At 63.5% G+C, this 12,631-nt stretch carries 14 protein-coding genes; 9 read left to right on the top strand and 5 right to left on the bottom strand.

Going from position 1 to position 12,631, the window contains the following annotated elements; translation table 11 throughout:
- Positions 1–36 precede the first annotated feature (36 nt).
- Genes LC343_RS18475 through LC343_RS18465 form a run of 3 tightly spaced genes read left to right on the top strand, consistent with a single transcriptional unit; the run spans position 37 to position 2,236 of the window.
- A complete protein-coding gene (locus tag LC343_RS18475) occupies positions 37–1,248 on the top strand; it encodes an NADP-dependent isocitrate dehydrogenase (protein ID WP_223478650.1) in 1,212 nt (403 codons plus the stop codon).
- Between the two features lie 29 nt (positions 1,249–1,277).
- Positions 1,278–1,634: a hypothetical protein gene (locus LC343_RS18470; protein ID WP_223478649.1), complete on the top strand. Its 357-nt coding sequence runs from the start codon at positions 1,278–1,280 to the stop codon at positions 1,632–1,634.
- Positions 1,631–2,236, top strand: coding sequence for a DedA family protein (locus LC343_RS18465; RefSeq protein WP_223478648.1), 606 nt, complete (start codon positions 1,631–1,633; stop codon positions 2,234–2,236). The genes LC343_RS18470 and LC343_RS18465 overlap by 4 nt, the downstream gene beginning before the upstream one ends.
- Before the next feature lie 6 nt (positions 2,237–2,242).
- On the opposite strand, the gene alaS is transcribed toward LC343_RS18465, so the two are convergent.
- Together alaS and recA are read right to left on the bottom strand one after the other, a co-directional pair.
- Complete coding sequence (gene alaS, locus LC343_RS18460; RefSeq protein WP_223478647.1) at positions 2,243–4,903, bottom strand: alanine--tRNA ligase; 2,661 nt, start codon at positions 4,901–4,903, stop codon at positions 2,243–2,245.
- A gap of 187 nt (positions 4,904–5,090) precedes the next feature.
- Positions 5,091–6,170: a recombinase RecA gene (gene recA / locus LC343_RS18455; protein WP_223478646.1), complete on the bottom strand. Its 1,080-nt coding sequence runs from the start codon at positions 6,168–6,170 to the stop codon at positions 5,091–5,093.
- 252 nt (positions 6,171–6,422) lie between these two features.
- Between recA and LC343_RS18450 the strand changes: the two genes are divergently transcribed.
- The 4 genes from LC343_RS18450 (at position 6,423) to LC343_RS18435 (ending at position 9,718) form a co-directional block, all read left to right on the top strand.
- Positions 6,423–7,403 carry a carbohydrate kinase family protein gene (locus LC343_RS18450; protein WP_223478645.1) on the top strand — a complete coding sequence of 327 codons (981 nt, stop codon included), beginning with the start codon at positions 6,423–6,425 and terminating at the stop codon, positions 7,401–7,403.
- Positions 7,400–8,326 carry a pseudouridine-5'-phosphate glycosidase gene (locus tag LC343_RS18445; protein ID WP_223478644.1) on the top strand — a complete coding sequence of 309 codons (927 nt, stop codon included), beginning with the start codon at positions 7,400–7,402 and terminating at the stop codon, positions 8,324–8,326. The genes LC343_RS18450 and LC343_RS18445 overlap by 4 nt, the downstream gene beginning before the upstream one ends.
- 100 nt (positions 8,327–8,426) lie before the next feature.
- Complete coding sequence (locus LC343_RS18440) at positions 8,427–8,867, top strand: BA14K family protein (RefSeq protein WP_223478643.1); 441 nt, start codon at positions 8,427–8,429, stop codon at positions 8,865–8,867.
- A 158-nt stretch (positions 8,868–9,025) separates the two neighbouring features.
- Positions 9,026–9,718 carry a Crp/Fnr family transcriptional regulator gene (locus LC343_RS18435; RefSeq protein WP_223478642.1) on the top strand — a complete coding sequence of 231 codons (693 nt, stop codon included), beginning with the start codon at positions 9,026–9,028 and terminating at the stop codon, positions 9,716–9,718.
- Positions 9,719–9,721: 3 nt separating this feature from the next.
- Here LC343_RS18435 and LC343_RS18430 read toward each other — a convergent pair whose 3' ends face one another.
- On the bottom strand, positions 9,722–10,156 hold the full coding sequence (locus LC343_RS18430; protein WP_223478641.1) for an EamA family transporter: 435 nt from the start codon (positions 10,154–10,156) through the stop codon (positions 9,722–9,724).
- A 129-nt stretch (positions 10,157–10,285) separates the two neighbouring features.
- Complete coding sequence (locus tag LC343_RS18425) at positions 10,286–10,606, bottom strand: hypothetical protein (protein ID WP_223478640.1); 321 nt, start codon at positions 10,604–10,606, stop codon at positions 10,286–10,288.
- A gap of 185 nt (positions 10,607–10,791) precedes the next feature.
- Here LC343_RS18425 and LC343_RS18420 point away from each other — a divergent pair, with 185 nt between their 5' ends.
- Positions 10,792–11,049: a hypothetical protein gene (locus tag LC343_RS18420; RefSeq protein WP_223478639.1), complete on the top strand. Its 258-nt coding sequence runs from the start codon at positions 10,792–10,794 to the stop codon at positions 11,047–11,049.
- Positions 11,046–11,489 (top strand): hypothetical protein, encoded by a 444-nt coding sequence (locus LC343_RS18415; RefSeq protein ID WP_223478638.1) that lies wholly within the window; start codon positions 11,046–11,048, stop codon positions 11,487–11,489. The genes LC343_RS18420 and LC343_RS18415 overlap by 4 nt, the downstream gene beginning before the upstream one ends.
- A 2-nt stretch (positions 11,490–11,491) precedes the next feature.
- On the opposite strand, the gene prfB is transcribed toward LC343_RS18415, so the two are convergent.
- Positions 11,492–12,620, bottom strand: a protein-coding gene (prfB, locus tag LC343_RS18410; RefSeq protein WP_223478637.1) for a peptide chain release factor 2 whose coding sequence is annotated in 2 segments (ribosomal slippage) — positions 11,492–12,550 and positions 12,552–12,620 — 1,128 coding nt in all. Because the reading frame shifts where the segments join, the coding sequence is not laid out codon by codon here.
- Between the last annotated feature and the right edge of the window lie 11 nt (positions 12,621–12,631).

Genomic DNA, 12,631 nt, shown 5'->3' with positions numbered 1-12,631 from the left:
GCCGCGTTTGCGGCGCACAATCAACCGAGGAAACCCATGGCAAAGATCAAGGTCGACAATCCGGTCGTTGAGCTCGACGGCGACGAGATGACCCGCATCATCTGGCAGTTCATCAAGGACAAGCTGATCCACCCCTATCTCGATATCGACCTCAAATATTACGATCTTGGCATCGAGAAGCGCGACGAGACCGACGACCAGATCACCGTCGATGCGGCCAATGCCATCAAGGAATACGGCGTCGGCGTGAAATGCGCGACGATCACGCCGGACGAAGCGCGCGTCGAGGAATTCGGCCTGAAGCGCATGTATCGCTCGCCCAACGGCACGATCCGCAACATCCTCGGTGGTGTGATCTTCCGCGAGCCGATCATCGCCAAGAACGTCCCGCGCCTCGTGCCAGGCTGGACGCAGCCGATCATCGTGGGCCGCCATGCCTTCGGCGACCAGTACCGCGCCACCGACTTCCATTTCCCCGGCAAGGGCAAGCTGACGATGAAATTCGTCGGCGAAGACGGCACCGAAATCGAACGCGAGGTCTTCGACGCGCCATCCGCCGGCGTCGCCATGGGCATGTACAACCTCGACGACTCCATCACCGATTTCGCGCGTGCCTCGCTCAATTACGGCCTGCAGCGCAAGGTGCCGGTCTATCTGTCGACCAAGAACACAATCCTCAAGGTCTATGACGGGCGCTTCAAGGACATCTTCCAGCAGATCTACGAATCCGAGTTCAAGGCCAAGTTCGAGGAAGCCAAGATCTGGTACGAACACCGTCTGATCGACGACATGGTGGCAGCGGCCCTGAAATGGTCCGGCGGCTATGTGTGGGCCTGCAAGAACTACGATGGCGACGTCCAGTCCGACACGGTCGCGCAGGGCTTCGGTTCGCTCGGCCTGATGACTTCGGTCCTGATGACGCCGGACGGCAAGACCGTCGAGGCCGAAGCCGCGCACGGCACGGTCACACGCCACTTCCGCCAGCACGAGGCCGGCCAGGAAACCTCGACGAACTCGATCGCCTCGATTTTCGCCTGGACGCGCGGTCTCGCACACCGCGCCAAGCTCGACGACAATGCCGAGCTGGCGCGGTTCGCCACGACGCTCGAAAAGGTCTGCGTCGATACGGTCGAATCCGGCCACATGACCAAGGATCTCGCCCTGCTCATCGGTCCGGATCAGCCCTGGCTGTCCACGACCGGGTTCCTCGACAAGATCGACGAGAACCTTCAGAAGGCCATGGCCTGACCTTTGAAACCTGACGCCGGAGGGGCGGTTTGAACAAAACGATCCGCACCCTCTGGCAACACAACAGGCTCCTGGTGATCGCCTTCGCGATCGCCCTTTCCCTCACGATCGTCTTCGGCGTCCGAACGACCGCGTTCTTCATCTACTGGTCCGCCCATCAGGACGTGCCGGTGGCCGGATGGATGCCGGCCGGCTATGTCGCAAAATCCTACCGCGTCGAGATCGAAACCGTGCGCGAGGCTCTCGGCCTCGATCCACAGGACCGCGACCGCCGGCCGATCGCGAGGATCGCCGCCGATCGCGGCGTGCCGGTCGACGAGCTGATCGGCCGCGTCAACGCGGCGCTGCGCGAGGCCCGCGCCGACGAGGCGACAGACGGGCAATGACCGAGACGATCCTTTCGGTCTTTTCCGTCTACGGGGCTCCGGCTCTTTTCGCGATCGTGGCGGCGGGTCAATTCGGGATACCCCTGCCGACATCCATCCTGCTGCTGACGGCCGGCGCCCTGCAGGCGGATGGCGACCTGTCCTTCTGGCAGCTTTTTGCGTGGGGGCTGGCCGGCGCGGTTGCCGGCGACCATGTCGGTTACCTGATCGGGCGTTTCGCGGCCTCAGCCATACGAGACCGCATCGGCCGTTGGCCGGCGGCGCAGAAGCAATTGCTCAAGGCGGAAGCCTTCACGCGCAAATGGGGCGACGGCTCGATCTTCCTCAGCCGCTGGCTGTTCAGTCCGCTCGGGCCCTATGTCAACCTGACGAGCGGCCTGTCCTCGCATCCCATGCACCGCTTCTCCATGGCCGATATCGCCGGAGAAATCGTCTGGATCGGCGGCTATCTTTCGCTCGGCGCCGTCTTTGCCCAGTCGATCGCCGAATTGGCGGATATCGTCGCCAACGCGGCATGGATGATCGGCGCGGGTGTTATCACGCTGATCCTCGGCTGGCAGTTGCTGGTTCGGCTACGCAGGATAAAAGCGAAGGCCGAGTAGACGCTTCTACCCGGCGAGCGCCTCACGAACCGCGTCGACCGCCGCCTTGGCGTTCGCGCCATCCGGTCCGCCGGCCTGCGCCATGTCCGGGCGGCCGCCGCCGCCCTTCCCGCCAAGCGCGACAGACGCGACCCTGACGAGATCGACGGCGCTGAACTTGTCCGTCAGGTCGCCCGTGACGGCAACCACGACGCTGCCCTTGCCGTCCTCCGAGGACGCCGCGAACACGACGACACCGCTGCCGAGCGATTGCTTGGCCTCGTCGGCCATCGGCTTCAGATCCTTCGGCGAAACGCCTTCGACGACGCGGCCGACAAATTTCGTTCCGGCGACCTCTTCGGGGCCTTCACCGGCTCCGCCCGCCGGACCGGCAAGCGCCAGCGCCTTCTTGGCTTCGGTCAGTTCGCGTTCTAGCTTGCGGCGTTCCTCGACCAGCGCCTCGATGCGCGGCAGGATATCGTCCGGATTGGTCTTGAGCACCGCCGCGACCGCACGCACGCGCTCGTCCTGTTCGGCCAGATAATCGCGCGCCGCATCGCCCGTCAGCGCCTCGATACGGCGCACGCCCGATGCCACGGCGGTTTCGGCGATGACATGGGTCAGGCCGATCTCGCCGGTGTTGCGGACATGGGTGCCGCCGCACAGTTCGATGGAGTAGGTCTTGCCCTTCTTCTCCCCGCGCTCCGCGGTGCCCATCGAGACGACGCGGACCTCGTCGGCATATTTCTCGCCGAACAGCGCCATGGCGCCCGTCTCGCGTGCATCTTCCAGCGCCATAAGCCGCGTGCGCACCGGGGCGTTCTGGAGGATGATCTCGTTGGCGATATCGGCAACTTCCTCCAGTTCGCCCGCCGTCATCGGCTTGGGATGGGAGAAATCGAAGCGCAGGCGATCGGCGGCCACAAGCGAGCCCTTCTGCGCCACATGGGTGCCGAGCACCTCGCGCAGCGCCTCATGAATGAGGTGCGTGGCAGAGTGGTTGGACCGCAGACGCGTGCGCCGCTCGTGATCGATTTCCAGCTCGACCTCATCTCCGGGCTTCAGCACGCCTTCCGTCACCGTTCCGAAATGCACGAAGAGACCGTCGGCCTTTTTCTGCGTTTCCGTCACCGTCACTGTCACGCCGTCGGTCCGGATCGTGCCGCGGTCACCTTGCTGGCCACCGGATTCGCCGTAGAACGGGGTCTGGTTGACGATGATCGCGACTTCGTCGCCGGTATTGGCCTCGGCGAGTTCCTCGCCGTCGCGCACCAGCGCATAGACGACGCCTTCCGCCTTCTCCGCCTCGTAGCCGAGGAATTCCGTCGCGCCGTATTTCTCGCGCAGCGAAAACCATACGGATTCCGTCGCCTGGTCACCGGAGCCGTGCCAGTTGGCGCGCGCCTCGGCGCGCTGCCTTTCCATCGCGGCGTTGAACGTGTCCATGTCGACCGAGACGCCGCGCTGACGCAGAGCATCCTGTGTCAGGTCGAGCGGGAAGCCATAGGTATCGTAGAGCTTGAAAGCGGTCTCGCCGTCGAGCGCGTCGCCCTCGGCCAATCCGGCGCTGGCTTCGTTGAGCAGGGACAGGCCACGATCAAGCGTGCGACGGAAGCGGGTTTCCTCGAGCAGGAGCGTTTCCTCGACGAGCGGCTGGGCGCGCACCAGTTCCGGATAAGCCTGGCCCATCTCATGGACCAGTGCCGGCACCAACCGGTGCATCAGCGGCTCCTTGACGCCCAGCAGTTCGGCGTGGCGCATGGCGCGGCGCATGATGCGGCGCAGCACATAGCCGCGTCCCTCGTTGGAGGGCAAAACGCCGTCCGCGATCAGGAAGCTGGATGCGCGCAGATGGTCGGCGATGACGCGGTGGCTCGCGCGGTTTGCGCCCTGCGCCGCCGTTTTGGTCAGTTCCTCCGACGTCGCGATCAGGTGGCGGAACAGGTCGATATCGTAATTGTCGTGTTCGCCCTGCAGCACCGCAGCGATGCGCTCGAGACCCATGCCGGTGTCGATGGACGGACGCGGCAGGTCGACACGCTCATCGACGGTCATCTGCTCGTATTGCATGAAGACGAGGTTCCAGATCTCGATGAACCGGTCGCCATCCTCGTCCGGGCTTCCGGGCGGGCCGCCCGGGATGCCCTCGCCGTGATCGTAGAAGATCTCCGAGCACGGTCCACACGGACCGGTGTCGCCCATCGCCCAGAAATTGTCATGGGTCGGGATGCGAATGATCTTTTCGTCCGGCAGGCCGGCGATCTTCTTCCAGAGCGAGAACGCGTCGTCATCCGTGTGGTAGACCGTCACGAGCAGCTTGTCGGCTGGTATGCCGTATTCCTTGGTGATCAGGTTCCAGGCAAGCTCGATCGCGCGTTCCTTGAAATAGTCGCCGAAAGAGAAATTGCCCAGCATCTCGAAGAAGGTGTGGTGACGCGCGGTGTAGCCGACATTGTCGAGGTCGTTGTGCTTGCCGCCGGCGCGCACGCATTTCTGCGATGTTACGGCGCGCGAATAGGGCCGCTTTTCCAGACCGGTGAAGACGTTCTTGAACTGCACCATCCCGGCATTGACGAACATCAGCGTCGGGTCGTTGTGCGGAACCAGCGGGCTCGACGCAACGACCTCATGTTCGTTCTGCGCGAAATAGTCGAGAAATGTCTTTCGAATGTCGTTGACGCTGCTCATGAAATCCTGCCTGCAAGGAGCGCGGGAAAGCTCCGGAAAGGCCATTGCCTTACTCAATCGGACCCGGCTCTGTCCAGCATATCGGTCAGGCGGCCGGATCAATCAAGCGAAAGGCCCGGAGCGCCAGAAGCACACCGGGCCTTGCCCATGTCTTTCGGTAGCGGGCCGGAGCGATCCGGCCGCTGCGTTACCCTTCGGCGGCGGTGTCGTCCTCCCCGGGACCGCCTTCCAGGAACTTCTCGGCGATCAGGCCGGCATTCTGACGCAACGCGAGTTCGATCTCGTCGGCGATCATCGGGTTCTCACGCAGGAACTGCTTGGAGTTCTCCCGCCCCTGCCCGAGCCGCTGGCTGTCATAGGAGAACCATGCGCCCGACTTCTCGACGATACCCGCCTTCACGCCGAGATCGATCAGTTCGCCGGTCTTCGAAACGCCCTCGCCATACATGATGTCGAATTCGACCTGCTTGAAGGGCGGCGCCATCTTGTTCTTCACGACCTTGACGCGGGTCTGGTTACCGACCACCTCGTCGCGATCCTTGACCGCGCCGATCCGGCGGATGTCGAGGCGGACCGAGGCATAGAATTTGAGCGCATTGCCGCCGGTCGTCGTCTCAGGCGAGCCGAACATCACGCCGATCTTCATGCGGATCTGGTTGATGAAGATCACCATCGTGTTGGAACGCGAGATCGACGCGGTGAGCTTGCGCAGCGCCTGGCTCATCAGCCTTGCCTGAAGGCCCGGCAGCGAATCGCCCATCTCGCCCTCGATCTCCGCGCGCGGCGTGAGTGCAGCAACCGAGTCGATCACCAGCACGTCACAGGCGCCGGAGCGCACCAGCGTGTCGGCGATCTCGAGCGCCTGCTCGCCGGTGTCCGGCTGCGAGATCAACAGATCTTCCAGCGCGACGCCAAGCTTGCGCGCATAAACCGGGTCGAGTGCGTGCTCGGCATCGACGAAGGCGCAGATGCCGCCACTCTTCTGCGCTTCGGCAACGACCTGGAGCGCCAGCGTCGTCTTGCCCGAGCTTTCCGGACCGTAGATCTCGATGATGCGTCCCTTGGGAAGCCCGCCGATCCCCAGCGCGATATCGAGGCCGAGCGAGCCGGTTGAAACCGTTTCGATCTCGACGACCTGTTCATTGGCGCCCAGCCGCATGATGGACCCCTTGCCGAAGGTCCTCTCGATCTGCGAGAGCGCCGCATCCAATGCTTTCGACTTGTCCACCTGTTTGTCCTCAACCAGACGCAAACTGTTCTGAGCCATGTTTCTCACCCTTGGGTTATCGCCGCAACCGCGCAGACTGTAAAATCTCAAGTTTGTTTGTACGCGATTTGTTCCTTTTTTGCAAATCGTATAACTTATTGATAAATTTAGAAAACCGGATTTTGTTTTGTTTATGTTCCCCCTGCACCCTTTCCGGATGCCGGTCCTCGAGGTGTCCGATGCGGGTGGTGTGCGATTGACGCTGACCTGATTCTTCATTCATTGACCAGTGTTTTCGGAGACAGACGAGCGGTGAACGGCGAAGACGATCATGAAGGATGGGCGCTTCTCGGCGTCGGCGGCGCGCATATGGACCGAATCGGCCATGTGAGCGGCGTCTTTCATGCCGGCGCGTCCAATCCCGGCCGCCTCGTCACCTCGGTCGGCGGCGGGGCGCTGAACGCGCTTCGCAACGCCGTGCTGCGCGGCACGGCGCCGGCGGCACTGATCTCGGCGCGCGGCGGCGACCACGATGGTGCGATTCTCGCCGAGACGATCGAAAACGCCGGGATCGCCGACCTGTCGGCCGTCTTCCTCGATCGCCGCACCGCGAGCTACACCGCGATCCTCTCCGGCGACGGCGAGCAGATCGCCGGACTGGCCGACATGGCGATCTATGAAACCGCCCTTCCCCGCCAATTGCGCCGGAAAGCATTGCGCGAGGCGCTCTCGAACGCACGTGCGATTCTCGTCGATGCCAATCTTCCCGAAGCCGCGCTGCGCGCGGTGGCAGAGCGCGCGGCCGGTCCGATCTTCGCAATCGCGATCTCGCCCGCAAAAGCGCCACGGCTCACCGCGATCGCATCACGCATCCACACGGTCTTCATGAACAGGCGCGAGGCAAAGGCCCTCACCGGTCGCGATGACGCCCGGCAGTGCCTCGACGGTCTCGCTGCGCTCGGCTTTTCCCGCGCGGTGATCACCGACGGGTCGCGCGCGGTGCTCGTGCTGGATGGCGAAGCCCGCCGGGCTGTCATTCCGCCCCCCGCGGCGAAGGTCGCCGACGTGACCGGCGCCGGAGACGCATTGGCCGGCGCCACGCTGGCGGCGCTTTCGAAAGACAACATTTCCGGCCTCGCGGAGGCGGTCCGGTCCGGCGTAGCCGCGGCGCAATTGACACTTCGCGTCGAAGGTCCGATCGCACAGGCGCTCACGGGCGCGGAATTCGACGCCATCCGCGCGGCCACCACTGTCCGCGAACTCGAAACACTGGAAAAGGAAGCAAACGCGTGATCCCCATCATCCCGTCGCAAGAGGTCGCACAAGCGCTCGAAACCGGGCAGCCGGTCGTCGCGCTGGAATCGACCATCATCACGCATGGCATGCCCTATCCGGACAATCTCGCCATGGCCCGTTCGGTCGAAACGCTGATCCGCGACAACGGCGCGGTCCCGGCGACGATCGCGGTGATCGGCGGCGTGCTCCATGTCGGGCTCACCGAAGAGCAGGCCGAAGCGCTTGCCCGGGCGAAGGACCCGCTGAAACTGTCGCGCGCCGACCTCGCCTTTGCCATGGCGCGCAGGCTGACCGGCGGAACCACCGTCGCCGCCACGATGATGGCCGCGCACACGGCGGGCATCCCGGTCTTCGCCACCGGCGGCATTGGCGGCGTCCACCGCGGCGCGGAGACCAGTTTCGACATCTCCGCCGATCTCGACGAACTGGCGCGTACGCCGGTCACGGTCGTCTGCGCGGGCGCGAAAGCCATTCTCGATCTGCCGAAGACGCTCGAGGTACTGGAGACGCGCGGCGTGCCCGTCATCGCCTATGGGCAGGACGCATTTCCGGCCTTCTGGTCCCGCGATTCCGGCCTCACCGCCACGCTTCGGCTCGATGATGCGGCAGCGATCGCCGACTTCATGGTCATGCGCGCGCGGCTTTCGGGTTTCGGCCATGGCGGCGTGCTCGTCGCCAATCCGGTTCCCGAATCCGACGAGATCCCGCTGACGGAGATGGCGACATTCATCGAGCGCGGCATTTCCGAGGCGGCGGATGCCGGCATCGGCGGCAAGGCGGTCACGCCCTGGCTTCTCGCGCGCATCCTCGAAATCACCGACGGGCGCAGCCTGAAAACCAATATCGCCTTGGTCGAGAACAATGCGCGCCTTGCCGCGAAAATCGCGGTCGCGCATGCGCAGAAGTCCGGAAAACCGTGACCTGTCACACCTTGTGACCGATCGCACACACGTATTTTGCGGGATCGCCTACCTTCTTCCCAACGCCGCAACACAGCGGCACCGCAAAGGGAAGAAGATCATGAAAACCATCTCGCTCAAGAACACCGTCGCCTCTGTCGCAACCGCCGCAACGCTTCTGGTCAGCGGCATCGTGCCGGTCACCACCGCCAACGCCCAGCCGCCGAAGAACCTCGTGTTCAACCCGCAGGGCCCGGGCATCTGCGCAACGAAACCGTGGCTCTGCAAGCCCGGCAATTTCAAGGCGCCCCCGGCGAAGCCGGTTCCGCCGGCTCCCGGTCCCAAGGGCATGAACGCCGGAACGGCCGCTGCCATCGGCATTGTGGGCGGCCTCATCGCCGGCGCCGCGCTTGCCAACGCCAACAAGAAGAACCAGGCGACCGGAAGCGCCAACGCGCACTACAACTGGTGCTTCGCGAAGTACAAGACCTACCGGATGGAGGACAACTCCTTCATGTCCAACTCCGGCTACCGCAAGCCCTGCATCTCGCCTTACTACTAAGGCAATCCGCTCCGGGGAGACGACGGTCAATGCCCCGCCCGACGTCTCCCGTTCCCGCCCCGGAAGCCTCACAGGCTTCCGGGGTTCGGCTTGACTCGCGTGGCAAACATGCAACCATATGACGGCCTCCGTTTCGCAACTTCCTTCCGGACACTGCTATGGTTTCCCTGAAGTCGTTTTCGCTGTTTGAGACACTCACCGACGAGCAGGACCAGCGCTTCTCCGCGATGGTGCGTTCGGGTGACTACGGCGCCAACGAGCTGGTGCTCGATTTCGACGATTCCAGCCATAGTGTTTTCCTCATCCAGTCGGGCCGCGTCAGGGTCATCCTGCGGATCGCCACCGGGCGCGAGGTCATCCTCGGCGAATTCGCCGATGGGGAGTTTTTCGGAGAACTGGCCGCGATCGACGGCACCACGCGTTCGGCCAACGTCACCGCAATGACGCGCACCCGCGTGATCACCGTGCCGCAATCGGTTTTCCTGGCGATCCTGCGCGATTCGCCGGATGTCGCCCTGCAACTGATGCGCTCGATGTCGATCTTGATCCGGTCGCTCAACACACGCCTTGCCGAACATGCCTTCCTTCCGGCCAAGTATCGGCTCTATTCCGAACTGATAAGGCTGTCCCGGCCGCGCAAGGGGCACGACGGACAGCGGATCGTCTCGCCGCCGCCAATCCAGCTTGAACTGGCAGAGCGCATCGGCTGCAGGCGCGAAGTCGTCAGCCGCGAGATCGCGAAGATGGAGCGCGAGAATATCGTCGAGCGTTCGCGCGGCGGCCTGATCCTGGCCGACATGAACGAACTCAATCGCCGCCTTTCCGAAGGATGGAACGCCGGCAGCGACTGACCGTCACCCCACGGCAACCAGAATGGCCCCGCCAGCGATGAGCGCGACACCGCTCCAACCCGTCAGGGAGAGCCGTTCGCCCAGGAACAGGGCTCCAATGATCGCGACGAAGACGACGCTGAGCTTATCGACGGGCGCGACCTGTCCCGCCTGCCCCAGTTGCAGCGCCCGGAAATAGCAAAGCCATGATGCGCCGGTCGCGAGCCCGGACAGGACGAGAAACGTGACCGTCTTCGCCGACAGCGTGGACAGGCTCTGATACTCCCCGGTGAACCAAAGCAATGGCGCAAGCGCGGCCACCACGACCAGCGTGCGAAACAGGGTCGCGAAGTTGGAGTTGACGCCGCTGATGCCAACCTTGGCGAAAATGGCGGTCAGTGCTGCGAATGCAGCCGCGAGAAGCGCCCAGAATTGCCATGAATTCGCGAAATCCCGCATCGCCCGCATCCTCGTTCGTCGGCTGACATCCCATCAAAGACCCAACGCAACCGCGAAACAAGGCAGAACGCAAAAACGGCGCGGCAGAGTGTGCCGCGCCGTTTTGATGGAGTTGGGAGTATCTTGCGATCACACGCCGCCGGCGGCGGTGGTGCGCAGTTCCGCTTTCGCGGTCAGCGGGCCGACATCGCGCAGGCGCGCCTCGGCGAGAAGGCCTCCGGCAGCGTCCACGCGCCAGTCGATGACGACCTTGCGGTCGGATCCCAGTTCCGGGACCTCGATGCACTCCGCGACGGCCATCGGATATTTGTCGACTAAGCGCACGCGCAGGTCCCTGTCTGCTTCGCAGCTTTCGACGGAGGCATAGTGAACCGGCTGGTCGGCCTGGCGGCAGACCATCATCGAGTGGTCGCAACCAAGTATCAGCATTACAGCAACGATCGGTTCCATTGTTTTGCTCCTTGTCAGGATTTGAAACGAACCTACCCGCAGGTCGGTTCCATCGCTGTGCGTTGCGTCACAGGCGATTCATCCCTGATTTCCAAAGAATTTTCCGGGGTCGCCACCCATCGAGGAACACAAAACCGGTTCGTTTCGGCACTTGAGAACTTTCAGCAGTTCGCTATAATGTTACCATGGTAACACCTGAGAAAATCGAGCGGACACAGACCGGTGTCCGCATCGCGTCACCGCTTCTGAAAGTCCTGAAGGGTCTCGCCGAATACAAGGAAATGAGCCTCGGAGACCTTCTGGAAGGGATCGTGTTGCATGCCTTCGAGGGCAAGCAGCCCTTCTCGGAGGAGACGCTGGCCGCGATCGAAAAGCTGCGGGATGTCTATGAATGCCGGATGACCGCAGCCGATGCGCACAAACTGTCGGAGGAAGACCGGTGAGAAAGGCTTTCAGCCATGAATTCGTGGTCGAACGCGCGGTCGGCGACGCCTTCCCCCTGTTCACCCCCAAGGGTGAAGAAGAATGGGTTCCGGGCTGGAAGCCGGATTATTTCGCACCGGACAGCGGCGAGACCCGGAAAGACATGCTGTTTGCAACCGGCAATGGCGATGAGCGGACATGGTGGACCTGCCTCGAATGGGAGCCGGAAAGCCATCACGTGCGCTATTTTCGGCTGACGCCCGGCAATCGGGCGGCCTTCGTCGAGGTGCGCTGCCGGGCGCGCGGCCCCGGTTCGACCGACGTGATCGTCAGCTACGACATGCAGGCGCTGGGTCCGGCCGGCGAGCGCTATATCGACCATATGGACGACGCGGCCTTCGCCGGGATGATCGGCGAATGGCCGGACCTGATCGAGAAATCGGATCAGGCGGTCGCCTGATCCTACTCGACATCCTCGACTTCGATATCGCCGCCATGAACCCGGTGCGCGAGCGCTGCTTCCATGAACTCGTCGAGGTCGCCGTCGAGCACGTCCGAGGGCGCCGTCGATTCCACGCCGGTGCGCAGATCCTTCACGAGCTGGTAGGGCTGGAGAACGTATGAGCGAATCTGGTGGCCCCAGCCGATCTCGGTCTTGGTGGCCTCGGTCGCATTGGCCTCGGCCTCGCGCCGCTTCAGCTCTTCCTCGTACAGGCGCGCGCGCAGCATGTCCCAGGCCCTCGCCCGGTTCTTGTGCTGCGAGCGTTCGGCCTGGCACTGCACGACGATGCCGCTCGGAATGTGCGTGATACGCACGGCCGAGTCGGTCGTGTTGACGTGCTGGCCGCCTGCGCCTGAGGCGCGATAGGTGTCGATGCGGCAATCGCTTTCGGCGACTTCGATGTCGATCGAGTCGTCGATCACGGGATAGACCCAAGCCGAGGCGAAGGAGGTGTGACGGCGCGCGTTGGAATCGTAGGGCGAGATGCGCACCAGCCGGTGGACGCCCGATTCCGTCTTCATCCAGCCATAGGCGTTGTGGCCTTTCACCTGGATCGTCGCCGACTTGATGCCCGCTTCCTCGCCGGCCTGGACTTCGACGACCTCGACCTTGAAGCCGCGGCGCTCGGCCCAGCGCGTGTACATGCGCAACAGCATCGACGCCCAGTCCTGACTCTCCGTACCGCCGGCACCGGAATGGATTTCCATGAAGGTATCGTTCGAATCGGCCTCGCCGGACAGCAGCGCCTCGACCGACCGCTTGTCGATCGCGCCCTGCAGGTCACGGATTGCCTGTTCGGCCTCGCCGATGGTTTCCTGGTCGTCTTCCTCCTCGCCCATGGCGATGAGTTCGACGCTGTCTTCAAGGATCTGGTCGAAATCGCGAATGGCGCTGATCATGTCCTCGAGGCGCTGGCGCTCCTGCATGAGCTTCTGCGCTTCGGCGGCGTCGTTCCAGAGGTCGGGATCCTCGGCGCGTGCGTTCAGATATTCCAGGCGTTTGACGGACTCGTCCCAGTCAAAGATGCCTCCTCAGCAGGCTTATGGCCTGCTTGATGTCGTCGACGAGCGTCGCGGTTTCGGCGCGCATGTCCTGTTCCC

Source organism: Oricola indica, from assembly GCF_019966595.1.
In the GTDB taxonomy this organism is placed as follows: Bacteria; Pseudomonadota; Alphaproteobacteria; order Rhizobiales; family Rhizobiaceae; genus Oricola; species Oricola indica.
The sequence above is the reverse complement of the archived record's forward strand: the minus strand, read 5'-3'. Positions and strand labels throughout refer to the sequence as shown.